Genomic DNA, 23891 nt, shown 5'->3' on the forward strand with positions numbered 1-23891 from the left:
TTTATTTAAATAGGTCTAGTCCTGGTATATTTGGCATTCCATCTTTTGCAGCAGCGGCAAGTTCGGCTTCGTTTATAGCTGAAGCTTTTTCTATTGCGCGATTTAATACCATGATTAAATAATCTTCTAGTTGTTCTTTATCATCCATTAGTTCATCTGAAATAGATATTGATCTAATGGTTCTATTCGCAGTTAAAGTTACTTTTAACAGCCCATCATTACTTTGATCATCTACCAAAACAGTATCTAATCTTTTTTTAGTTTCCTCTATTTTAGCCTGGGTTTCTTGAAGCTTACCCATCATTCCCATTAAGTCTCCAAACATATCTAATGTGTTTTAATTTGTTGAGCAAAAATATCAAAATCTTTTGAAGTTGTATATAAATGTTATAGAATACTTAAATAATAAGATCAGCGATTAAAAATACAATAGTTTTCACATCAATCCTGCCTGTAAAATACTAGTAAGGAAAGTATTTCTATTATAAAAAATAAGGTCGCAAGAGATAGTGGTATTTGTAGTTTACTATTATACCGCTATCCTTTCCTGTTTTCTTAATTCTTTACTTATTTCGTGTTTGAATATTATATAAAGTTTACTGCAAATAATTTCATAAATAAGAACACTACACAAAATCACTATACCTATTTACTTGCATTGCAAATAAGGACAAAAAATGACCTTTTTTTACCATTTATGCAAGTTGGAATATAGTGAAAAACCCCTTGTTTACAGGGCTTAATAGGATTTTCGAGAAGTTAAATGGCAGTTTTGTTCGGGAACGGTCCGAGAATTGTAGGGGGCGGCATTGTAAAAACGGGGTATTTCCCGAACAAGACTGCAACCGTGCCCGAACAATGCTGGGACGAGAACCGACTGAGATTTTGAAAAACTGAAAAAATAGTTGGAATAAGATTGACTTTTTTACAGTCAATTTAGAAAAGAAATTACACTTTGATTTGTGTATTTTTATGTTTCAGTTAGAACACTGATTAACAGTTACAAAGGTACAACTTATTTCATTACTTATACTATCGTTTTTTGTAATTGTAGGGTGGCAAATTTTAGAGTCAGTAATTGAAATCAGATGTAAATGGATATAATGTAAAAAGCTATGCTCTGATTTCTAGCTAAGCATATTGAAAAATTGTATTTTTGTTGTTTTACAGAATTATGATAAAACTAGATATAAAAGCTCCAGTTGCAAAGAAAAAAGCACATGAGTTAACTGCACATAATCATACTAGAATAGATAACTATTTTTGGTTAAATGATAGAGAAGATCAAGAAGTTATTGATTATTTGAACGCAGAAAATGAGTACTACAAAGATCAAACAGCCCATACGGTAACTCTACAAGAAGATTTATTTGAAGAAATGAAAAGTAGAATTAAAGAAGATGATTCATCTGTTCCTTATTTCTATAATGGATATTATTATATTACTCGTTTCGAAAAAGGAAAAGATTATCCGATCTTTTCTCGTAAGGCTGGGAGTTTAGAGGCTGAAGAAGAAATTATGTTTGATTGTAATGCGATGGCTGAAGGTCATGCTTATTTTCATTTGAGAGGAATCAATGTTTCAGAAGATAATCAATGGGTGGCTTATGGTATAGATACTGTTTCTAGAAGAGAATATACCCTATATGTAAAGAATTTATTGACTGGGGAGGTTTCGCCTATTGAAGTTCCAAAAACTACTGGTAGTTCTATTTGGGCAAGTGATAATAAAACTTTGTTTTACTCTCGAAAAGATGAAGTAACACTTCGTGCAGATAAGATTTATAAACATAAATTAGGTACATCTGTTGATCAAGATGAATTAGTGTACTTTGAGAAGGATGATACGTTTGATACTTACATCAGTAAAGAGAAATCACATAAATATTTAGTCATTGGCTGCGAAAGTACAATGACAAGTGAATATCATATTTTGGAATCTGATAATCCTGATGGAAAATTTAGAGTATTTCAAAAAAGAGTTCGTGGGTTAGAATATAATATTTCTCATTATGGTGAGCACTTTTATATTACTACAAATATGGATGATGCTGAAAACTTTAAGTTAATGCGTTGTCCTGAAGATAAAACGACTATTGAGAATTGGGAAGAGATTATAGCTCATCGCGAAGAAGTTTTGATAGAAGATATTGATATATTTAAAGATTACTTAGTTGTTTCTGAGCGCTCAAATGGATTACCACATTTACATATTATACCATGGAATAATCCAGAAGGAGCCTATTATTTGCCTTTTAATAGTGAGACGTATAATGCTTTTACAACTACGAATATAGACTTTGATACAGAGATTTTAAGATATAGCTATCAGTCTTTAACGACTCCAGCCTCTGTAGTTGATTTTAATATGAGAACCTTAGAAAAAGAGGTGAAAAAAGAACATGAAGTATTAGGCGGCTTTAATAAAGATAACTATGTTGAAGAGCGTATTTGGGCTACTGCAAAAGATGGTGTGAAAGTTCCGATATCTATGGTTTATCGCAAGGGAATTAAAAAAGATGGTACTAATCCTTTCTTATTATATGCGTATGGATCTTATGGGTATTCTATGGAGCCTTATTTCTCGACAACTCGCTTGAGTTTATTAGATCGCGGATATATCTATGCTATTGCTCATATACGAGGTGGGGAAGATATGGGACGTGAATGGTATGAGGATGGAAAATTATTGACGAAGTGGAATACTTTTAATGACTTTATTGCATGTTCTGAATTTGTAATACAAGAGGGATATACGTCACCCGAACATTTATATGCAGAAGGTGGTTCTGCTGGAGGAATGTTGATGGGAGTTATTGTTAATGAACGTCCTGATTTGTATAATGGTGTGATCGCTCAAGTACCTTTTGTAGATGTAGTAACGACAATGTTAGATGATAGTATTCCTCTGACTACAGGTGAATATGATGAATGGGGAAATCCAAACGACAAGGAATATTACGATTATATGTTGTCTTATTCTCCATTAGATAACGTAAAGGCGCAAGCTTACCCGAATATGTATGTTTCGACAGGATTACACGATTCACAAGTACAATATTGGGAACCGGCAAAATGGATAGCTAAATTGAGAGAAGTGAAGACAGACGACAATCAACTATTTTTAGATACTAATATGGATGCTGGTCATGGTGGTGCTTCTGGACGATTTGAATCATTAAAAGAAGTAGCAAAAGAGTTTGCCTTTTTGTTCGATTTAGAAGGTATTACAAAATAAGGTTTACCTTTTTTTAGTAAATTTGTTAAGATATAAAATAAAGTCTTTCACAATACAGGGAAGATTTAATTAATAATACAGTTATGAAAGAAGAGATTCAAGCGTATGATAATGTATTGTCTTTTGTAGGGAATACGCCTTTAGTAAAATTGAGTAAAGTAACTGCTGGTCTAGAAGGACATTTTTTTGGAAAAGTAGAAGCTTTTAATGCAGGACATTCTGCAAAAGATAGAATAGCTTTACATATAATTGAAACAGCTGAAAAGAAAGGAATATTAAAACCAGGTGATACAATTGTAGAGACAACTTCAGGTAATACTGGTTTTAGTATTGCAATGGTAAGTGCTATAAAAGGGTACAAATGTGTATTGTCAGTAAGTGATAAATCTTCACCTGACAAAATAGATATGTTGAGAGCAATGGGGGCAAAAGTATATGTTTGTCCTGCAAATGTAGCTGCTGACGATCCTCGTTCTTATTATGAAGTTGCAAAACGTGTGCATAAAGAATTACCTGGATCGATTTATATTAATCAATATTTCAACGAATTAAATACAGAAGCACATTATTTATCAACTGGTCCTGAGATTTGGAATCAAACAGGGGGGAAAATAACTCACTTTGTATGTTGCTCAGGTACTGGAGGTACTATATCGGGTACAGCTAGATATCTAAAAGAAATGAATCCTAATGTGAAAATACTAGGTGTAGATGCTTATGGTTCTGTGTTGAAAAAATACCATGAAACAGGTGTATTGGATCCTAATGAAATTGCTCCTTATAAAATAGAGGGATTAGGGAAGAACTTAATTCCTACTGCTACAGACTTTTCTGTAATTGACAAGTTTATGAAAGTAACAGATAAGGATGCGGCACAAGCTGCTCGCGAGTTAGCTAGAACAGAAGGACTGTTTTTAGGATATACGTCTGGTGCAGTATTACAAGCAACTCGTCAATATGCTGCAGAAGGGGAGTTTGATAAAGACAGTGTAGTTGTTATGTTATTCCCAGACCATGGTTCTCGTTACATGAGTAAAATCTATAGTGATACGTGGATGGAACAACAAGGTTTCTTAGATGGTGAGCCAAAGAATGAGATTAACTATGTTAAATAGCAATATTTAAGTAGCGAATGTATATAACTACCTCCCTCTTTATCTTTTAAAGAGGGGCGTAGTTTATTTTAGAATATTGTGTTGAGATTCTTAATGTTTTGTTTTATTTTTTCTCTTTAGGAAGATTAAAGATAATAGCAATCAGGAAGAACCCAACCCCAGTTAAAGTAGGAGGTAGCATATCAGCCTTAATACCTAAGTAAATCATATAGCCTCCCAGCACACTTAGCAATACAGATAATAATATTTTTAATACAGTCATTTTTTAGCATTAATTATAGTGGTATAATTCACTAAGATAATGATATTATCATGCAAAGGATAGCTGTTTTTGCAACATTAATTATTACTTAATGAATTAGCATCGAATAGTTTTGAATTTTTAAGTAATCTTTTACCTTCTCTATTTATATTTTTAAGGATTACTGTCTTTTCTACTTTACTGTATTTATCCATTACTTTTTTGATTGCCTCTAATGCAGACATATCTACAACTCTAGATTCTTTAAAATCAATTATAATAATGTGAGGGTCATCATTTGGAGTAAACTTCTCAGTAAAAGTAGTTGTGCTTCCAAAGAATAGCGGACCATAGATGGCATATATTTTATTTCCATCTTGATCAAATGATTTCCTTGCACGAATACGGATTGCATTGTCCCAAGCAAAAACAAGTGCTGATACAATTACACCTATTAACACAGCTAATGCTAAATTATGTGTTACGATTATAATACCTGTAACCAGAAATAATGTAAAAATATCTGCTCTAGGCATTCGGGTAACTAACTGAAATGATACCCATTTAAAAGTAGTAATTGCCACTACCATCATCACTCCTATTAATGCAGCGAGAGGAATCTGTTCAATAATTGGTGCTCCAATTAGGATAATTACTAAAATGGTAATGGCTCCTATAATGGCAGCTATTCTAGTTTTTGCTCCTGCTTCTAGATTTACTAGCGTCTGTGCTATCATTGCACAACCTCCCATACCTCCAAAAAAGCCATTTGTTATATTTGCTATTCCCTGAGCTACTGCTTCCTTATTAGTATTTCCCTTTGTGTTGGTCATTTCATCTACAATATTCAATGTCAGTAAAGATTCTATTAGTCCAACACCTGCCATAATTAAAGAGTAGGGTAATATGATTTTTAAAGTTTCTATAGTAATGGGAAGGTGTGGGATATGGAATGTAGGTAATCCTCCACTAATATGTGCAATATCTACTACTTTTCTAGTGTCAATTTGAAAGAAATAGACAAGAGAAGTAATGACGATTATTGCAAATAAAGTAGCTGGAATTTTTTTAGTTACTTTAGGAAACAAGGTTACTATACCAATAGTGGTGATTGTTAATACAATCATTGTATATAATGGTAAACCATTTAGCCAGGTAGAAACACCGTTGATATCTATTTTAAATTGAGCTACTTGGGACAGGAAAATAACCACAGCCAATCCATTTAAAAAGCCATACATAACGGGCTGAGGTATAAAACGCACAAATCTCCCTAACTTAAGTACTCCTACAGTTATTTGTATTATTCCTCCTAGTATAACGGCAGCAAACAAATATTCTACTCCATGAAGGGCAATTAAGGCTATCATTGTAATAATTGTTGCACCTGCACCTCCTGATACCATACCTGGTCGTCCACCAAAGATTGCAGTTATAATCCCCATTAAAAAAGCGGCATAAAGACCTGTAAGTGGATTTAATCCTGCTAATATCGCAAATGAAAGTGATTCTGGAATCATCGTCATAGCAACTGTAAACCCCGCTAAGATTTCATTTGGCAAAGAGATTTGATTTGTTTTTTGATTGAATAAGCTGCGTAACATTAGAATTTTTTAAAGCAGTAAAAGTAAGTGATAATTGCTTATTATGTTTATAAAAAATGATTGAGCATTAACTTTTCATCTCTATTGTATTAGTTCTAAAATAGTGATTTGAAAAAAATGAGTAGAATAAGTGTAACAAATACTATGAGAGTATTACTAATAAGTATAAATAAATGTATGAGTTATGAAATTAGTTATAAAAGATTTGAGTAAAACCTATAAAAATGGGGTAAAAGCACTTGATGGTTTAAACTTAGAAATTGGTGCAGGAATGTTTGGATTATTAGGACCTAATGGTGCTGGTAAATCTTCATTGATGCGTACTATTGCTACTTTGCAAAAACCCGATAGTGGTTCAATCTATTTTGGAGATATAAACGTGCTAGAACAACAGAATGAGTTTAGGAAGATATTAGGCTATTTACCTCAAGACTTTGGTGTTTACCCTAATATGTCAGCTGTTGATTTATTAGATTATTTTGCACGTTTAAAAGGGATATCTAATCCTGCACAACGCAAAGAAATTGTGAACAGTGTTCTGGAAGTAACTAATTTATATGATGTAAGAAGAAAGAGTGTTAGCGGATATTCTGGTGGAATGAAACAGCGATTTGGTATTGCTCAATTATTATTAAATGATCCTAAACTAATTATAGTTGATGAGCCTACTGCTGGTCTAGATCCTGCAGAGCGCCATCGTTTCTTAAATGTGTTGAGAGAGATTGGAAATAATAATACTGTTATTTTTTCTACACATATAGTGGATGATGTAAATGAGTTATGTCACGAGATGGCGATTCTTAATGGCGGAAATTTATTAGAAATAAGTACTCCTAAACAAGCAGAGCAAAAATTAGATGGTACAATTTGGCGAAAAGAAACTTCACGTGAAGAAGCAGAAGTATTAGCTAAGCAATTAACCATATTATCAGGTAAATACAATCAGGATAATCGACTAATTATTAGAGTTCATTCTAAAGAGTCACTTGCAGATGAAGGGTTTGAACTGGTTAAACCAAACTTAGAAGATGTTTATTTTGTAGCACTTAAAAACGATTAACTATGTTTGGTACTATATTTTATTTTGAGCTTAAACGATGGTTTAAGAGTTGGCTATTTTATTTATATATAGCTATATTTTTCGGTATTTGCTTTTTAGCAATGGCTAGTTCAATAGGCGTATTTGATAGTGTTAAGAATACAACCGCATCTTTAATACACCAGAACTCACCTTTGATATTAAATTCATTAATTGATTCTTTTAATGTTTTACTGTATTTTTTATTTCCTTCTATTATAGGGGCATCCGTTTATAGGGACTATAAATATAATGTGCACCATATATTGTATTCATATCCTTTTTCTAAGTTGGATTATTTACTAGGGAAGTTTTTAAGTTCTTTTTTAGTAACTCTTTGTATTACCGCGATGATGGGAGTTGGAGCTTACCTTGCTACACTACTACCTTGGGCAAATCAACAACTATTAGGAGAGAATCATATTTGGAATTATCTGCAAGTATATATTTTTAATATTATTCCTAATATGTTGTTTATTGGAAGTATTGTATTTGTGGTGGTAACTTTAACTAGGAGTATTTATGTTGGATTTGTTACAATTCTTATTCTAATAATCTTCCAAGGCTTGGTTAACGGTATGGCTTCTGAAATAGATAATAGAGAATTGGCAGCTTTAATTGATCCAGGGGCTAATCAAGCAATTAGATATTATGCACAATATTGGACTGTAAATGATATTAATAATAATAATCTTCCTTTAGAAAAATGGTATTTGCTAAACAGAGCAATTTGGTTAGGCGTATCTATTTTGTTTTTAGTTATATTATCTCAAGTATTTAGTTTCACACAACAAGCTTATACGTTCTCTTGGCGTAAGAAAGTTAAAGGAGAACGAGTAACAAAAAATAATTTTATAGGGATATTTAAAATAGAATTACCTAAGGTAAATTATGATTACTCTATTTCACGAAATTGGAAGAACGTTTTTGCTTTTGCTAAATTTGATTTTAAGTATTTAGCGAAGAATAAAGTTTTTCTGATATTAATATCAGTGGGGATTTTATTTATGATATTAGTATCAGGGGCAGCGATGTCAATGTATGGTACAAGTACATTGCCTGTGACAAGGGAAATGTTAGCTATACCTGGGCAAACTTTTGAACTATTTATCTTAATCGTTACTTTTTTAGGAGCAGGTCTTTTGATTCATAGAGCACAATTAGCCAATATGAACCTGTTAGTAGATGCTACAGAAACACCAAATTGGGTATTTTTTGTTTCAAAATTCTTAGCATTGACTTTATTGCAACTTGTCTTATTATTATCAATAGTTATCACAGGGGTGCTTATCCAAAGCTATAATGGGTTTTATGATTTTGAAATTGGTCTTTATTTCAAATATTTATTAGGAATTAGTTTCTTACCTTACTTGATATGGACATTAATGTCTATGGCAGTGCAAACATTGTTTAAAAACTATATTATAGGATTCTTATTTTTGGTTGTTTTAATGATTGCTTGGCCAAGTTTAAGAGCAGCAGGTCTTGAACAATTGGTTTTTTTCTTTAACGAATCACCTAAACCAAGTTATTCTGATTTAGATGGTTTTGGAACAGGACTTGCACGTTATTATATCTATAGTTTTTATTGGTTATTATTTGTTTTGTTCTTAGGTGGATTAACACTTCTTTTTTGGAGAAGAGGTGTATTTGCTGGTCTTAAAGACAGGTTTTATTTCGCTAAAAGACGTGCAATTCCTAGTATTGTAATTCCAACTGTAGTGTGTTTATTAGGGTTTGTAGCTTTAGGAAGCTATTTATATTATGAAAATACTGTTTTAAATGAATACACTTCTGCTAAGGATACTGAATTACAAAGAGTAGAATACGAAAGACAATATAAGAAATATGAAAAGATGAATCTTCCACGCATCGTAGATGTGAAAGTAGATTTAGATTTATATCCTGAACGTAACGACTTTCAAGCAAGAGGTACTTATGTTTTAAAGAATAAAACTAATCAGTCTATAGATAGTTTATTGATTTCTTACCAGCCAAGTTATAAAAATAGTATAGAGGTTGAGAGTGCTACTTATTTATCTAAGGATAGTGTAAATGGTTTTATGTTTTTTAAAATGAATAAACCATTGGAAGCAGGAGATTCCATTACACTTAATTTTGTAGTAGAGAATAAGCCTAATACATTATTACGCAGTAACTCTCCTGTCCTTGGTAATGGTACATTTATAAATAATGGTATTTTTCCGTCATTAGGATATTCTGCAAATGGTGAGTTTACCAATGACGAAATACGTAAAAAATATGGTCTAGCTCCTAAAGAGCGTATGGCTAAACAAACTGATATCGAAGCGTTACAAAATACTTATATCTCAAGTGATTCGGATTGGATAACTTTTGAGACGACAGTTAGTACTTCTAAAGATCAAATAGCAATTGCTCCAGGATATTTACAAAAGGAATGGGTAGAAGGAAATCAGCGTTATTTCCATTATAAGATGGATCAGAAAATGCTTAATTTCTATGCATACAATTCTGCTAAATACGAAGTAAAGAAAGATAAATGGAATGATATAAATATAGAGATCTATTATCACAAAGGTCACCCTTATAATATTGATCGTATGATTAATGGTGTTAAGAAATCACTAGCATATTATACAAAAGAGTTTAGTCCTTATCAGCATAAGCAAGTACGTATTATTGAGTTTCCGAACACACTTGGTAGTTTTGCGCAGTCTTTTGCTAATACGATACCTTTTTCAGAGACAATAGGTTTTATTGCAGATGTAGATGAAGAGAATGATAATTCAGTTGATTATCCTTTTTCTGTTACCTCTCATGAAATTGCACATCAATGGTGGGCTCATCAAGTAATAGGAGCTAATGTACAAGGAGCAACTATGTTATCTGAAAGTTTGGCAGAGTATAGTTCATTAAAAGTATTGGAAGCAGAATATGGAAAAGGACAAATGAGACGTTTCTTAAAAGATGCCTTAGATGGTTATCTACGTGGACGTAGAAGAGAATCTAAAAAAGAACAACCATTAATGTATAATGAGAATCAGCAGTATATTCATTATAATAAAGGATCGTTAGTATTCTATGCATTGAGTGATTATATCGGAGATGATAAATTAAATGGAGTGCTAAAAGAATATATTAAGAAGGTAGCTTTTCAAGAAGCGCCGTTTACAGTTGCAGCAGAGTTAGTTGAGGATATTAGAAATGCTACTCCTGATAGTCTTCAATATATGATAAAAGATATGTTTGAAACAATTACACTCTACGATAATTACATTGATAACGTTGAGGTAAAAGAATTAGACAATGGAAAGTTTGAAGTAAAGATAAACGCTATTATTAGTAAGTATCGTGCGGATGATAAAGGGGAGAAATCTTATGCAGATAGTGATGGTAACAGTCTATCTTATAAAGATAAAAAGGGTGAGGAGATAAACTCTCTTCCTTTAGCTGATTATATTGAGATAGGAATATTTGCTAAGGATAGCAGTAGTAAAGACAAAAATAAGAATAATGAAAAAGTGCTGTATCTTGAAAAAGTTAAGATTACAGATATAGAGAATGAGTTTGTTATTATTGTAGATGAAAAACCTTCAGAGGTTGGAGTAGATCCTTATTATAAATTAATTGATACTCGATCTTATGATAATAGAAAAGGTATTTAATTAATTGTAAAATAGAAATTTAATAGAAAGAAAAGCTGTCATTCAATGATGGCTTTTCTTTGTTTAGGTAAGTGCCCTATAAATTAAATAATAAGACAAAAAAAGAGATTGGACAAAATATTGTACAATCTCTTTCTTTATTTCTCTCAGAAAGTTGATGATTATCTTCTTCTTTCTTTGATTTTAGCTTTTTTACCAGTAAGTTCTCTGAAGTAGAAGATACGAGCTCTACGAACTTTACCTCTTTGATTAACTTCAATTTTCTCTAAAGCTGGCATGTTAACTGGGAAGATACGCTCTACACCTACGTTACCTGACATTTTACGGATAGTAAAAGTTTCAGTAGCTCCAGTTCCTCTTCTTTGAATAACTACACCTTTAAAGAACTGAGTTCTTTTTTTGTCACCCTCTTTAATTTCGTAGTAAACAGTGATAGTATCACCTGCGTTGAATTCAGGGAAGTCTTTTTTTGTGATTAATTCGTCTTGAACGAATTTCATTAAATCTGCCATTGTAATAATGTATAAATTTGTTAATCTTAGAACAACATTCACGGACCTCGCCAGAGGTTGATCTAAATCGAGTGCAAATATAAAAAATAAAACAGAATAACAAATGATTATTTTATAGTAATAACTACTTGTAGTTCTGTTATTTAATGATTTTTTATGTCGAAAGCGTAAACTATATACGAGAAAGATGCATCAAATGGAATATTCCAGTGTTAATACAATGAATTATTAGAGATAAACTAATATTTAATCTTCTCTTTCTAATAAGTCAGGTCTTCTGTTTTTTGTGTGCTCATAAGCTTTTTCTTCACGCCATTTATCGATAGCTCCAAAGTTCCCGCTAAGTAGAATATCTGGTACTTTCCAACCTTTATATTCTGATGGTCTAGTGTAAATAGGAGGAGCTAATAAGTTATCCTGAAAACTATCAGTTAGTGCAGATGTTTCATTACTTAATACTCCTGGTATTAGTCGGATAATCGCATCACATAAGATTACTGCTCCCAATTCTCCACCTGATAAAACGTAATCACCAATAGATATTTCTTTGGTAATAAAATGATCACGTACACGTTGATCTACTCCCTTATAATGACCACAAAGAATAATAATGTTTTTTAGCATTGACATTCCATTTGCCATTTGTTGATTAAGAGTTTCACCATCTGGTGTCATATAGATAATCTCATCATAATCACGCTCAGCTTTAAGCGCAGAGATACATTTGTCTATAGGTTCTATACTCATTACCATTCCTGCACCTCCACCAAATTGGTAGTCGTCTACATTTTTATGTTTGTTAGTGCTGTAATCACGCAAATTATGAAAATGAACTTCTACTAATCCTTTAGCAATCGCTCTTTTTAGAATTGATGCCTGAAAAGGACTTTCAATAATTTCTGGTAATACAGAGATGATGTCAATACGCATAGTACTCAAAATTTGTGCAAATGTACAATCCTATTTATTAGTAAGCAAAAGTGATTTAATGTGCACTGCTTTTAGAAAAAACCTGAATAATAATAACGCCTATAATGATAAAGGCAATGCCTATTAAGGCAGGTAGATCAAGTTTTTGTTTATAATAGAAATAGGCAACTAAAGTTACTAAGACAATTCCTATTCCCGACCATAGCGCATAAGCTATTCCGATAGGTATTGTTCTAAGTGTTAAACTTAATAAATAAAACGCTCCTGCATATCCAGTTAAGGTAATAACAGTAGGTATTAATTTAGTGAAGTTTTCACTAGCTTTTAAAGTTGAGGTTGCAATAGTTTCTAATATTATAGCAAGCAAAAGAAATAGTATATTTTTCACTTTTTTGTTTGCAAAGTTAATCAGTGAAACTGAAAAAATGGTTATCAATATTTTTTAATAGGTCTTTTTTAACAGTGAGGTCGTCTTGACTTTTGTAAAATAAAGAAAGGGTAGAGAAATTTTAGAAAACTAAAAAGACAAGATGACTTCATCTTATTGTCGCTCATCCAATTCAGTGCATCCGTTTTATTTTTAAACTTTTTTAAAATAAAACATTTAATTATTCAAAGGTTTTTTTGAATAGAAATGCCTAAAATGATTCATGAAATATTTGTTTCCTTATCTGTAGTTAGTACTATAGAGGATATGATTTTTTCAACAATGCGTCAACAGTTCTCCAAGATTCCTTCAACAAATAGCCTTCTATATGGAGCAATCATGGGGAAGTGTTGAAGAACTGTTGAAGGATTTAGCTCTAGTCCTTATGAATACTGGCTTTGGCAAGCATTCCAATTTTAACTTTATAAACCATTTTTATGCTAAGGTATTGTAATTTAATTAGATACATTTTTTAGGGTGAAAAAAAAGTGATGTGTTTTTTATTTTTCTCAGATAATTAAAGTGTTTACAGAAAACCTTATAACCTAATGATGTGTAATTGATAAGTAAAGAATGTATTTGATATAGAAATCTATTTTGAAGACATAACTAATGCTGACACTGGGTTGTATTCATAGCAGAGCTGAAAGATATGTCAGTTAAATAACAAATGCTAGGTTAGATAGCTTTCCTTCTTTACGCTATAAATTTAATACCACATTATTAGTCAGAAGACATGATTACTTAGATTGAATGGATTTTCATGGCTTTTATCACCGTAGGCCTAAATAAATTTCAGAAAACTAAAAAGTCCAGATGACTTCAATTTTAATTATTATAAAAGAATTGTAAAAATGATGAGTATTGTTGTTTTTATAAAACTAAGTCAGTGATATATTTTAAATTTGCACCATGAGTTTATCAAAAGCAAATGTTATGTTTATGGCTGCAGTTACGGGATTAATTGTAGCTAATCTATATTATTGTCAGCCCTTAATTCCTCTAATAGCTGATGAATTTCATATTACAGAGGAGAAAGCAGGTACATTAACGTATTTAACGCAAGCAGGTTATGCGATAGGGATGTTTTTAATGATACCATTAGGAGATAAGTTAGAGCGAAAAAAACAGATAACCATTACTACACTCTTTGCAACTGTTGCATTAGCCTTAACAGCAATGGTTACTGATTTCTTTTGGTTGCAAGTTATTAGTTTTGTGCTGGGAGCAGCATCTATTGTGCCTCAATTAGTATTACCTATGGCAGCAAGTTTATCTTCTGAAGAGCAAAGAGGTAAAGTAATAGGTACAGTAGTTAGTGGACTACTTATAGGAATTTTATTTTCTAGAACAATTAGTGGTTTTGTAGGAGTATGGCTAGGATGGAGAGGGATGTTTTGGATTGCTACAGCAATAAGTCTTTTAATTGTTGTTATGATTCAATTTCGTTTACCATTAAATAAACCAGTCTTTACAGGTACAGTAAAAAGTCTTTATTTATCAATGTTTAAATTGATAAAGGAACAACCAGTACTTAGAGAAGCAACTGCAGTAACTAGTTTAGCTTTTGCCCAATTTGGAGTCTTTTGGACAACAATGGTTTTATTATTACACAATGAACCTTTTGGATATGACAGTGCTTTAATAGGATCTTTTGGGTTAATTGGTGCCTGTGGAGCATTTGCAGCGCCATTAGTTGGAAAAGTAGGTGGAGCAGGAGGAGCTCGAAAACTAATCTTATATGGCATTATTATGACATTTTTGAGTTTTGTCGTATTTTGGTTATCTAGTACATCGTTAATAGGTATAATAATAGGTATAATTCTGATTGATTTAGGGTTACAAACTACTCATGTATCTAATCAAACAAGAATTTACTCATTACTGCCAGAAGCACGAAATAGATTAAATACTGTCTATATGTCATTTAGTTTCTTAGGAACAGCTTTTGGCTCGGCTTTTGGTCTATATTTGTGGAAGTATTTTGGATGGAGTGGAGTATGTTTTGGTGGTATGTTTCTTGCTGCTTTATCATTGCTACTTTTTTTAAAATCCAAAAATAATTCATAGAGTAGAAAGATGTCTTTTGACATATATTTTTAAATACATAAAAAAAGTAAAGTAATGGAAAACGGTATTTACGCAAAATTTAATACTTCAAAAGGAGAGATTTTAGTTAAACTTACTGAAGATAAGACGCCTGGTACAGTAGGAAACTTCGTTGCATTAGCAGAAGGGACATTGGAAAATACAGCTCGTCCACAAGGACAGCCTTATTATGATGGATTAAAATTTCACCGTGTAATTCCTGATTTTATGATTCAAGGAGGTTGTCCTCAAGGAACAGGAACAGGTGGACCAGGATACACATTTGACGATGAGTTTGACCCAAGTCTAAAACACGATAAACCAGGAGTATTATCAATGGCTAATGCTGGTCCTGGTACTAACGGATCTCAGTTTTTTATTACTCATGTACCAACACCTTGGTTAGACGGGAAACATACTGTTTTTGGACATGTAGTTAAAGGTCAGGATATTGTTGATGCAATTACTCAAGATGATAAAATCGAATCTATCGAAATTATCAGAGAAGGAGACGAAGCTAAAAAATGGAATGCAGTAGAAGCTTTCAGAGTATTTGAAGGTGCTAGAGAAAGACGTTCAGTAGAGCAACGTGCTAAGGCAGATGCTGATGCTGACAAAATTGCAGAAGGATTTGAAAAAACACCAAGTGGATTACGTTACCAAATGATTGTAGAGGGAACTGGTAAAAAAGCAGAAAAAGGAAAAACAGTTTCTGTTCATTACAAAGGAACTCTAGCAGATGGTAAAGAGTTTGATAATTCTTATAAACGTAAAAAACCAATTGATTTCCCATTAGGACAAGGATATGTTATAGAAGGATGGGATGAAGGTATCGCATTATTAAATGTAGGAGGTAAAGCTAGATTTGTTATTCCTTCTTATTTAGGATACGGAGAAAATGGAGCAGGTGGTGTTATTCCTCCAAATGCTACATTAGTATTTGATGTAGAATTAATGGACGTTAAATAAGTTTATTATTTAATAATATAATAACTCTCAGCATTTGCTGAGAGTTTTTTTGTGTATTTATTTTATCATATTAAATAGAATTGTTCTTTTAATAAAAGAATTATTTTTATAGGAGAGTACACCACAGATGTTTTTCACTTTTATTTTTTAAATATAACAATGAAAGAAAATTTAATCGCTTGTCATGAAAGAATAAAACCTTTTGTGCATCACACTCCAATTATGGAATCAGGACATATTGAAAATTTTTTAGGTAATGATTTATACTTCAAATGTGAGAATTTTCAACGTGCAGGATCTTTTAAAATTAGAGGAGCTATTAATGCAATACTACAATTGACAGATGAACAACGCGCACAAGGAGTAGTTACACATTCATCAGGTAATTTTGCTCAAGCACTTGCTTTGGCAGCTCGTACTATTGGAGTGAAATGTTATATTGTCATGCCTAATGATGCACCAATTGTTAAGAGAAATGCAGTTTTAATGTATGGTGGAGAAATAATTGATTGTATAGCGACAATGGATTCCAGAGAACGTGTATGTAAGCAGGTAATTGATGATACAGGGGCTACTTTTATTCATCCCTCTAATGATATGAATGTTATTATGGGGCAATCAACTATTGCAAAAGAGTTTTTGGAAACCCATCCTGATTTAGATATTTTGATAGCGCCTATAGGTGGTGGCGGTCTAATTGCGGGAACTATTTTGTCAGCTCAACATTTTGGCAAGGCAGGAATTGAAGTTTATGGTGGTGAACCTTTAGAGGCTGATGATGCTTTTAGATCTTTAGAAAATGGTGTCATAGAGTGTAATACTACTACAGATACTATAGCAGATGGGCTACGTACTCAATTAGGGGATATAAATTTTCCAATCATTAAAGATGGGATAAAAGAAATAATACGTGTGCGTGAGAATGAAATTATCACTGCTATGCGTGTTATTTGGGAGCGAATGAAAATTATTGTAGAACCAAGTAGTGCAGTTGCTTTGGCTGTATTGATTAAAGAACGTCCTTTGTTTGAAGGAAAAAAAGTAGGAATCATTCTTTCAGGAGGTAATGTAGATTTAGATAATTTACCATTTGACTATTATTAATTCTTCCTTTTATTACTATTAATTATATATGTCTAAAACTTAAGATAGTTAATTGTCTTGACCAATTGTTATACTAAGTTTGCTTTTCGTTTAAAGTTCTTCAAAAGCTACTATATCACTTCAATAATTAGTTTAGAAATACCTTTCATATTATATTATAGAGTATAAACATATTGTTGAAGTGGTATTGTAGAATTCGTCCTTGGTATGTAATATTGCTAATCTTTGTGCAAGGTGTCCTTATAACGGAATAGAAATTTGATGCCTATGTATTGGTTTAAGCTATTATTATACAAATTGGTTTAGAAGTAAAAATGATTAATTTATTTAGAAATTAATGACTTAGTTTTTTTGTGTTTTGACAATGTAATTTGCTTTCTTCCAAAGTAGAGTCCAGCAACAATAAGAATACCTCCTATAATTTGTAGTAAGCCTAAATTTTCTCCGTCAAATAATCCCCAACAATATGCTATTAAAGGCATTAATAAAGAAACTGATGAGGCAAAGCTAGCATTGGTTTCATTGATTAGTTTATAATAAAAAATATTTGCTAAAGCACTTCCAAATAATGCAAGCAGAAATACAAAACCAATTCCTTTCATAGCTTCTGGGTGTTCCCAAATTGTTGTAAAAAAACCACTGCTAATTAATACGATAACTGCGGGAATTAATAAAACAAATTCAATGAATGCAGTCCATACAATAGGAGGGATGTTTCCCATGTACTTTTGAGTAAGTAATCCACTATAAGCATACATTAATGCCGCAATTATTAGTAAAAGATGGTAAAACCACTCGTAAGGGATATGTGTAATAGTTTCTGGTCCTTGTAATAAAAGTATTACTCCAATAAAAGATAATACAACTCCAATCACTTCTCCCAAATGTGTTTTATACTTAAAAAATAACACTCCTAGCACTACCACAAAAATAGACATCAACGCATTTAATATTCCTGCTATTGAACTATCTAAATGTACTTCTGCAATTGGAAACAAGAACATTGGTATAAAACTACCAACTATTGCTGTTAGAAATAACCATTGGAAATTTTTTCGAGGAAGTATTTTTATATTTTTTAATGAAATAGGCAGTAGAAATAGACCAGCAAGTGTAATCCTTAACGCACCAACTTGAATTGGTGTGAAGTATTCTAACCCTCTTTTTATTAGGATAAATGAAGAACCCCATACTAGAGATAGTATAAATAAGGTAACCCAATGTTTTAGCTTTATCTTCAAAGTGTAAAGTGTTTTAATAATTTTGCAATATAAAAAAAGACCGCTGGATAAGCGGTCTTTTTAATAAGTATGAATATTATTGTTAAGCTTTCGCTTTTCTTGTATCTAATTCACCAAAGTACATCTCTTGGAAACTTTTGTTTACACCATGTTCTGTACGTTTGTGGAATGTTTTAGGGTCAATTTCATTTGTCTTCTCATATCCACAAGCACTAATAAACTCACCTAAAGCTTTCATTGTATTTGCATGGAAATTAGCCACACGTTTTCTTTTGTCAGTAACATCTAACGCTTTGTATAAAGTCTCATCTTGCGTTGCAATACCTACAGGACAATGACCACTATCACATTGTAACGCTTGGATACATCCTAGGGCAAACATCATTCCACGAGCACTATAACAAGCATCGGCACCTAAAGCCATTGTTTTAGCAATATCAAAAGCAGAAATAATACGACCTGATGCTAATATTTTTATCTTGTCTCTAAGTCCATTTTCTATTAATGTTTTATTAGCAAAAACTAATGCATCGTTTAATGCCATCCCCATATAGTCAATAAACTCTAATGGAGCAGCACCAGTTCCACCTTCTGCACCATCAATAGTGATAAAGTCTGGGTGAATACCAGTTTCTAACATTGCCTTTACGATATCATTAAATTCATCTCTTCTACCAATACAAATTTTAAAACCAATTGGTTTACCATTTGATAGTTTTCTTAGTTTAGCAATAAATTGTACTAATTCAGTAGGGTTAGAAAAAGCAGTATGTCCTGAAGGAGAGTGTACAGTAGTGTGAGGTGTAATACTTCTGATTTTAGCAATCTCAGGAGTATTTTTCTCAGCAGGTAATAAACCACCATGTCCAGGTTTAGCTCCTTGAGATAATTTGATTTCAATCATTTTAACTTCAGGATAATTTGAACGCTCCTCAAATAATTCATCATTAAAGAAACCTTTCTCGTCACGACATCCAAAATAACCTGTTCCTATCTGCCAGATTAAATCTCCACCAGATCTATGGTATTGACTTATACCACCTTCTCCTGTATTGTGAGCAAAACCTCCTATTTTAGCACCTTCATTTAAAGCTGTAATAGCTTTTTTACTTAAGGCACCATAACTCATTGCACTAATATTGTAAACACTTGCGCTATATGGTTGAGTACATTGATCACTTCCTATTAAAGTTCTAAAGTTTGTATCTGTAATATGTTTTGGATATACTGAGTGTGATGCCCATTCATAACCAATTCTATTTGGATCATCTTGCATCCCAAAAGATACTGTTTGTTTTTCGTTTTTTGCTCTTTGATATACGATAGAGCGTTCGCGTCTATTAAATGGCTTTCCATCTAATTCACCTTCCCAAAAATACTGTCTCATTTCTGGACGAATAGATTCGAACATATAACGGAAACGAGCAAAAATAGGGTAGTTTTTTCTTATTGTATGTTTTGATTGTCTAAGGTCGTTAACTAATAGGATTGTCAAGAATCCTGAAATTACTATATTAACAATACTAGCTATTGATCGGTATAAGATAAAAGATGTAATAGCATAGGCTAGATACAAAAATACAATCGCAATTGTCAATTGCCCAAATGTAAATCGATTAAGAAATTTTTTGTGAAACATAAAATAGAATTTAATGCAATCTTATTGTTGTTTAGTTTGTAAATTGGTTTACGTTATTAGTTTGTAATTTTATTCATTTAAAGTATTGATTTATGTACGTTTTTCTACATTCAAATCAATCAATATTTTAAGAATAAAATCGCAGCAAAGGTAGCAAAGATTTTGAATTTACCGAGTATTTGTAATTATTATTTTGACATTCAAAATCGCTAAAAATAAGAATATGACAAAGTTTGATCTTTATTGCTATAAAACTTTGAATATATGATATTTATTGATTTTTTTATTGAAAAATATCTACTACATGAGTGAAGAATTTTCATAGCTATACACTTGGGATTTATAGATACTTTCTCTTCCTGATATGAAGTATGCCACTATACATGCGATCGCGATATAAGGTGCATTAGCGATGCCAAAAAGCTCTATTCCCATTATTGTACATGCCCAAGGAGTTTTAGTTGCTCCAGAAAAAACAGCAATAAAGCCAATTCCAGCAAGAAAATCTATTGGCACATTCAAATAAATTGCCATAAAGCTTCCCATAGTAGCACCAATATAGAATAATGGAGTTACTTCTCCTCCTTTAAAGCCTGCACCAAGAGTAATGGCTGTAAAAAGGATTTTAAGCAGAAAAGTTGTTCCTTCTTGAGAAACTATAAATGATTCTTCTATAGTAGGTACTCCTAGCCCTAGATATTTAGCATCTCCAATAGTTAGGATTAATATGATAAATACGATACCACCTATAAAAGGTTTTAATGGACCATATGACACATATTTATTTAGGAACATTGCCCAATAATCAGTTACTCTAACAAATAATATTGCTGCTAGACCAAATAAAATTCCTGCTACTATTACTTTTAATAATGTAAATGTGTCAATACTTACAGTTGAGTTCAATTGATATACTGTATGATGTATTCCCCACGAAATACAAGTATAGTGAGCAGCTACAGCAGTTAAGAGACACGGTACTACATATTGGTACATTACTTTACCTACAATCATTAATTCTAGAGCAAATAAAGTTCCAGCTAGGGGAGTGCCAAATACGGAAGAGAAACCTGCACTAACTCCCATTAATATTATTATTTTTCGATCTAAACTATGTAGGGAAAATAATCTTGAAAGTTGGTCAGATAATGCACCGCCAATTTGAATAGCTGTTCCCTCTCTACCTGCCGAACCTCCAAAAAGATGTGTGATAAGAGTACCTAATAATACTAAAGGAGCCATTTTTAATGGTAGTATTTCTTCAGGTTTATGAAATTCATCTATTAATAGATTGTTTCCTTTGTTTGATCTTCCACCAAAATAATGATAAAGTAACCCAACAAATAATCCCCCGAGTGGTAAGAAAAATAACAGATAAGTGTGATGAATTCGATAAGTTGTTACTTTTTCTAATAAATATAGAAATAGAGCAGAAGCTGAACCAACAGCTAAACCTATGATAGTACTTATTGCTATCCATTTTAATAAATAAATAAGTACTTTTTTAATGCGGGTTGATGTCTCGGATAAGTTGTCTAAATATGACATATGTATACAATATTAGGTTAATATTCCATTATTGTAGACGTCATCAGATGTGTAATACATCGGTTCGAGGCAGACATCATTGCCTAAAATTGTATTGCAAATATAAAATAAAAAGTCTGACTTTTTTAAAATCAGACTTTTTATTTTGTTTGTTCAAAAGAATTAAATATCGTCAAAGCTTACATCTGTAAATGAATTTACGTCATCTTTTTGATATTCTTTTTTGAAATCTTTTTGATGTCTTTCAGAAATAACTTCTTCCCCTTTGTTATCAACAACAAAATCTGTCATTTCATCTAAAATTTCTTTGAAAGCGTTAAAATCTTCTTTGTACAAATAGATTTTATGTTTTTTAAAGTGGAAAGATCCATCCTCTTCAGTAAACTTTTTACTTTCAGTGATTGTTATGTAATAATCATCCGCTTTTGTTGATCTAACATCAAAGAAATAAGTTCTTCTCCCTGCTCTCAATACTTTAGAGAAAATTTCCTCTTTTTCTAACATTTCGTTATCTCTCATAATTCCTTCTTATCAATTAATTGATTTGTTCATATAGTAGTCAAAAGTCTAAAAAAAAACTTAATAAACCAACTTTTTATAAAATTTCTTTTTCGCTGAGTTGTTTCTGGTGTAACTCATTGTAATAACCCTCTTTAGCTATTAATTCTTGGTGAGTTCCACTTTGGATGATTCTTCCTTGATCTAGAATAATAATGTGATCTGCATTTTTTGCAGATGATACTCTATGAGTAACAATTATTGTAGTTATATTTTTACTGTGTTCTTCCAGACTTTGTAAGATGCTTTCCTCTGTCTCTGTGTCCACTGCAGATAGTGAATCATCTAGTATCAGTATAGGTGCATCTTTAATCAATGCACGCGCTATTGAAACTCTTTGTTTTTGTCCTCCTGATAATGTCAATCCACGTTCACCAAGTATGGTTTCGTAACCCTTGTCAAAAGTGATAATATTCTCATGTACAGCCGCTTTTTTTGCAACAGCTATTATTTCTTCCTCTGTCGCGTTTTCTTTTCCGAATCTGATATTATTACTTATTGTATCTGAGAATAGAAAAGCATCTTGTGGTACTACAGCTACATTTTGACGTAAATCTTTTAGGTTACAATCCTTAATAGGCATATCGTCGATTAATATTGTTCCTTCATTTGTATCATAGAGTCTCGATATTAATGACAATATTGTAGATTTTCCTGACCCAGTTTTACCTAGAATAGCGAGCGTTTTACCTTTTTCTAATTTGAATGATACATTATCTAGAGCTTTAATACCTGTATCAGGATAGGTAAAGTTTACATTCTTAAATTCGATTTTACCATCTATTGGCGTGTGCTCTTTATTGGTATTGTATATTTCTGGTTTAACATCTAAGAATTCATTAATACGCTTTTGTGAAGCTTCAGCTTCTTGTATCATTGATGAAACCCATCCTAGCGAAGCTACTGGCCAGGTCAACATATTGATGTATAATATAAATTGTGCAATAATACCAATGTCAGGAATACTACCATTAAAGTAAAGTAAAGCACCAACAAATATTACTATTAAATTACTTAACCCAATCAAGAAGATCATTAATGGACCTATTAAAGCTCCCGTTTTAGCAAGTTTAAGCGCTTTGTCTTTGCTTTCTTGGGTTAGATTTTGGAATTCTTCTTCTTTTTCATTTTCTATTGAATAAGCTTTTAATACTCTAATACCTGAGAATATTTCTTGTGTGAAAGTAGAGAGTTTTGACATATTCTCTTGAAAGGCTGTACTTCTCACATTTATTTTTCGGCTAAGATTGAATACTAAATAACCTAACAATGGAAGAGGTATTAAAGAATAGAACGTAAGCTTTGGAGATATTATATACATCTGAGTAAGCACTACAGCAAATCGTATTAATGTATTGATAGAATACATCACTGCAGGTCCTGCATATTGTCTTACTTTACCCACATCTTCACTAATTCGATTCATTAAATCTCCTGTGCGATTCTGTTTGTAAAAACTTTGTGTTAGCTTTTCATAATGTTGAAATACTTCATTCTTTAAATCAAACTCAATATGTCTAGACATTACAATTAATGTCTGTCTCATTAAGAAGGTTAAAAAACCAGCAATAAGAGTAGTAATTAGTATCCAAATTATATTTTCCGACAATAATTTTATGACAGTAGGCTTGTGTAAAGCGTCTAATTGCTCTAAAGTTCGAATGGAATCACCTACTAACTTTGGAGTGTATAATGTGAAAATTTGTGCAATTATAGTTATCGCTATACCTATTATAAAGCGAGTTTTATATTTGTAAAAGTATTTATTTAAGTGACTTAATGCGCTCATAGTAATTAAGAAGGCTTTTTTTGAAAGAAGTTGTTTTTTATAATTAGTGATTAAAAAAAGCCAATGGCAAAGATAACTTATTCTCAGATAAGAAAAATTGGTGTGTTTTAATAATTTCCTCAAAAAATCGTTAAATAATATTCTAATACATCTTTCTTGTTTG

Annotated in this window: 19 protein-coding genes and 1 riboswitch; of the genes, 8 read left to right on the forward strand and 11 right to left on the reverse strand. The window is 31.9% G+C overall.

Translation table 11 applies throughout. The annotated features are described in order from the left end of the window. Nucleotide 1 precedes the first annotated feature (1 nt). The gene (locus tag RH98_RS02475) at nucleotides 2-325 is read right to left on the reverse strand and encodes a YbaB/EbfC family nucleoid-associated protein (RefSeq protein ID WP_010250143.1); all 324 of its coding nucleotides are present in this window, start codon (nucleotides 323-325) and stop codon (nucleotides 2-4) included. An 849-nt stretch (nucleotides 326-1174) separates the two neighbouring features. Between RH98_RS02475 and RH98_RS02480 the strand changes: the two genes are divergently transcribed. Further along, nucleotides 1175-3238: a S9 family peptidase gene (locus RH98_RS02480; protein ID WP_010250145.1), complete on the forward strand. Its 2064-nt coding sequence runs from the start codon at nucleotides 1175-1177 to the stop codon at nucleotides 3236-3238. Between the two features lie 83 nt (nucleotides 3239-3321). Then, nucleotides 3322-4353, forward strand: coding sequence for a cysteate synthase (gene capA / locus RH98_RS02485; RefSeq protein WP_010250148.1), 1032 nt, complete (start codon nucleotides 3322-3324; stop codon nucleotides 4351-4353). Nucleotides 4354-4456: 103 nt separating this feature from the next. Here the strand turns inward: capA and RH98_RS15845 are convergent, their stop codons facing one another. Both RH98_RS15845 and RH98_RS02490 read right to left on the reverse strand, forming a co-directional pair. Further along, a complete protein-coding gene (locus tag RH98_RS15845) occupies nucleotides 4457-4615 on the reverse strand; it encodes a hypothetical protein (protein WP_164480457.1) in 159 nt (52 codons plus the stop codon). A gap of 77 nt (nucleotides 4616-4692) precedes the next feature. Beyond that, entirely contained in the window at nucleotides 4693-6198 is a 1506-nt protein-coding gene (locus RH98_RS02490) for a SulP family inorganic anion transporter (RefSeq protein ID WP_010250150.1), read from the reverse strand. Between the two features lie 184 nt (nucleotides 6199-6382). On the opposite strand from RH98_RS02490, the gene RH98_RS02495 reads away from it, so the two are divergent. Both RH98_RS02495 and RH98_RS02500 read left to right on the forward strand, forming a co-directional pair. Continuing rightward, on the forward strand, nucleotides 6383-7258 hold the full coding sequence (locus tag RH98_RS02495; RefSeq protein WP_010250152.1) for an ABC transporter ATP-binding protein: 876 nt from the start codon (nucleotides 6383-6385) through the stop codon (nucleotides 7256-7258). A gap of 2 nt (nucleotides 7259-7260) precedes the next feature. After that, nucleotides 7261-10923, forward strand: a complete 3663-nt coding sequence (locus RH98_RS02500) for an ABC transporter permease/M1 family aminopeptidase (protein ID WP_010250153.1) — start codon at nucleotides 7261-7263, stop codon at nucleotides 10921-10923. 161 nt (nucleotides 10924-11084) lie between these two features. On the opposite strand, the gene rplS is transcribed toward RH98_RS02500, so the two are convergent. From rplS to RH98_RS02515, 3 genes are all read right to left on the reverse strand, one after another. Next, nucleotides 11085-11435 carry a 50S ribosomal protein L19 gene (rplS, locus tag RH98_RS02505; RefSeq protein ID WP_010250155.1) on the reverse strand — a complete coding sequence of 117 codons (351 nt, stop codon included), beginning with the start codon at nucleotides 11433-11435 and terminating at the stop codon, nucleotides 11085-11087. Between the two features lie 246 nt (nucleotides 11436-11681). Further along, nucleotides 11682-12365 carry a tRNA (guanosine(37)-N1)-methyltransferase TrmD gene (gene trmD, locus RH98_RS02510; RefSeq protein WP_010250158.1) on the reverse strand — a complete coding sequence of 228 codons (684 nt, stop codon included), beginning with the start codon at nucleotides 12363-12365 and terminating at the stop codon, nucleotides 11682-11684. A 55-nt stretch (nucleotides 12366-12420) separates the two neighbouring features. Beyond that, on the reverse strand, nucleotides 12421-12753 hold the full coding sequence (locus RH98_RS02515; protein ID WP_010250160.1) for a DMT family transporter: 333 nt from the start codon (nucleotides 12751-12753) through the stop codon (nucleotides 12421-12423). A 367-nt stretch (nucleotides 12754-13120) separates the two neighbouring features. Between RH98_RS02515 and RH98_RS16170 the strand changes: the two genes are divergently transcribed. The 4 genes from RH98_RS16170 to RH98_RS02530 all read left to right on the forward strand — a co-directional run bounded on the left by RH98_RS16170 (nucleotide 13121) and on the right by RH98_RS02530 (nucleotide 16953). Then, a complete protein-coding gene (locus RH98_RS16170) occupies nucleotides 13121-13246 on the forward strand; it encodes a hypothetical protein (RefSeq protein WP_262491724.1) in 126 nt (41 codons plus the stop codon). A 458-nt stretch (nucleotides 13247-13704) separates the two neighbouring features. Continuing rightward, the gene (locus tag RH98_RS02520; RefSeq protein ID WP_026038693.1) at nucleotides 13705-14862 is read left to right on the forward strand and encodes an MFS transporter; all 1158 of its coding nucleotides are present in this window, start codon (nucleotides 13705-13707) and stop codon (nucleotides 14860-14862) included. 54 nt (nucleotides 14863-14916) lie between these two features. Beyond that, on the forward strand, nucleotides 14917-15849 hold the full coding sequence (locus RH98_RS02525) for a peptidylprolyl isomerase (RefSeq protein ID WP_010250164.1): 933 nt from the start codon (nucleotides 14917-14919) through the stop codon (nucleotides 15847-15849). Between the two features lie 159 nt (nucleotides 15850-16008). Continuing rightward, nucleotides 16009-16953 (forward strand): pyridoxal-phosphate dependent enzyme, encoded by a 945-nt coding sequence (locus RH98_RS02530; protein ID WP_010250167.1) that lies wholly within the window; start codon nucleotides 16009-16011, stop codon nucleotides 16951-16953. A 323-nt stretch (nucleotides 16954-17276) separates the two neighbouring features. Here the strand turns inward: RH98_RS02530 and RH98_RS02535 are convergent, their stop codons facing one another. The 5 genes from RH98_RS02535 to RH98_RS02555 form a co-directional block, all read right to left on the reverse strand. Continuing rightward, nucleotides 17277-18194 carry a DMT family transporter gene (locus RH98_RS02535; RefSeq protein WP_010250169.1) on the reverse strand — a complete coding sequence of 306 codons (918 nt, stop codon included), beginning with the start codon at nucleotides 18192-18194 and terminating at the stop codon, nucleotides 17277-17279. An 82-nt stretch (nucleotides 18195-18276) separates the two neighbouring features. Continuing rightward, the gene (locus RH98_RS02540) at nucleotides 18277-19833 is read right to left on the reverse strand and encodes an FMN-binding glutamate synthase family protein (RefSeq protein WP_010250171.1); all 1557 of its coding nucleotides are present in this window, start codon (nucleotides 19831-19833) and stop codon (nucleotides 18277-18279) included. Between the two features lie 300 nt (nucleotides 19834-20133). Beyond that, nucleotides 20134-21381, reverse strand: coding sequence for a voltage-gated chloride channel family protein (locus RH98_RS02545; RefSeq protein WP_010250173.1), 1248 nt, complete (start codon nucleotides 21379-21381; stop codon nucleotides 20134-20136). Between the two features lie 27 nt (nucleotides 21382-21408). Then, a riboswitch (Fluoride riboswitch) is annotated at nucleotides 21409-21474 on the reverse strand. A 69-nt stretch (nucleotides 21475-21543) separates the two neighbouring features. Further along, nucleotides 21544-21900 (reverse strand): PUR family DNA/RNA-binding protein, encoded by a 357-nt coding sequence (locus RH98_RS02550; RefSeq protein ID WP_010250175.1) that lies wholly within the window; start codon nucleotides 21898-21900, stop codon nucleotides 21544-21546. Nucleotides 21901-21976: 76 nt separating this feature from the next. Next, the gene (locus RH98_RS02555; RefSeq protein ID WP_010250177.1) at nucleotides 21977-23728 is read right to left on the reverse strand and encodes an ABC transporter ATP-binding protein; all 1752 of its coding nucleotides are present in this window, start codon (nucleotides 23726-23728) and stop codon (nucleotides 21977-21979) included. Between the last annotated feature and the right edge of the window lie 163 nt (nucleotides 23729-23891).

This window comes from Myroides injenensis M09-0166, from assembly GCF_000246945.1.
GTDB lineage: Bacteria > Bacteroidota > Bacteroidia > Flavobacteriales > Flavobacteriaceae > Flavobacterium > Flavobacterium injenense.

Bases quoted from the DNA above. Each gene is read 5' to 3' on its own strand.
- RH98_RS02475 (WP_010250143.1), bottom strand. From the start codon at position 325: ATGTTTGGAGACTTAATGGGAATGATGGGTAAGCTTCAAGAAACCCAG.
- RH98_RS02480 (WP_010250145.1), top strand. From the start codon at position 1,175: ATGATAAAACTAGATATAAAAGCTCCAGTTGCAAAGAAAAAAGCACAT.
- capA (WP_010250148.1), top strand. From the start codon at position 3,322: ATGAAAGAAGAGATTCAAGCGTATGATAATGTATTGTCTTTTGTAGGG.
- RH98_RS15845 (WP_164480457.1), bottom strand. From the start codon at position 4,615: ATGACTGTATTAAAAATATTATTATCTGTATTGCTAAGTGTGCTGGGA.
- RH98_RS02490 (WP_010250150.1), bottom strand. From the start codon at position 6,198: ATGTTACGCAGCTTATTCAATCAAAAAACAAATCAAATCTCTTTGCCA.
- RH98_RS02495 (WP_010250152.1), top strand. From the start codon at position 6,383: ATGAAATTAGTTATAAAAGATTTGAGTAAAACCTATAAAAATGGGGTA.
- RH98_RS02500 (WP_010250153.1), top strand. From the start codon at position 7,261: ATGTTTGGTACTATATTTTATTTTGAGCTTAAACGATGGTTTAAGAGT.
- rplS (WP_010250155.1), bottom strand. From the start codon at position 11,435: ATGGCAGATTTAATGAAATTCGTTCAAGACGAATTAATCACAAAAAAA.
- trmD (WP_010250158.1), bottom strand. From the start codon at position 12,365: ATGCGTATTGACATCATCTCTGTATTACCAGAAATTATTGAAAGTCCT.
- RH98_RS16170 (WP_262491724.1), top strand. From the start codon at position 13,121: ATGGAGCAATCATGGGGAAGTGTTGAAGAACTGTTGAAGGATTTAGCT.
- RH98_RS02520 (WP_026038693.1), top strand. From the start codon at position 13,705: ATGAGTTTATCAAAAGCAAATGTTATGTTTATGGCTGCAGTTACGGGA.
- RH98_RS02525 (WP_010250164.1), top strand. From the start codon at position 14,917: ATGGAAAACGGTATTTACGCAAAATTTAATACTTCAAAAGGAGAGATT.
- RH98_RS02530 (WP_010250167.1), top strand. From the start codon at position 16,009: ATGAAAGAAAATTTAATCGCTTGTCATGAAAGAATAAAACCTTTTGTG.
- RH98_RS02540 (WP_010250171.1), bottom strand. From the start codon at position 19,833: ATGTTTCACAAAAAATTTCTTAATCGATTTACATTTGGGCAATTGACA.
- RH98_RS02545 (WP_010250173.1), bottom strand. From the start codon at position 21,381: ATGTCATATTTAGACAACTTATCCGAGACATCAACCCGCATTAAAAAA.
- RH98_RS02550 (WP_010250175.1), bottom strand. From the start codon at position 21,900: ATGAGAGATAACGAAATGTTAGAAAAAGAGGAAATTTTCTCTAAAGTA.
- RH98_RS02555 (WP_010250177.1), bottom strand. From the start codon at position 23,728: ATGAGCGCATTAAGTCACTTAAATAAATACTTTTACAAATATAAAACT.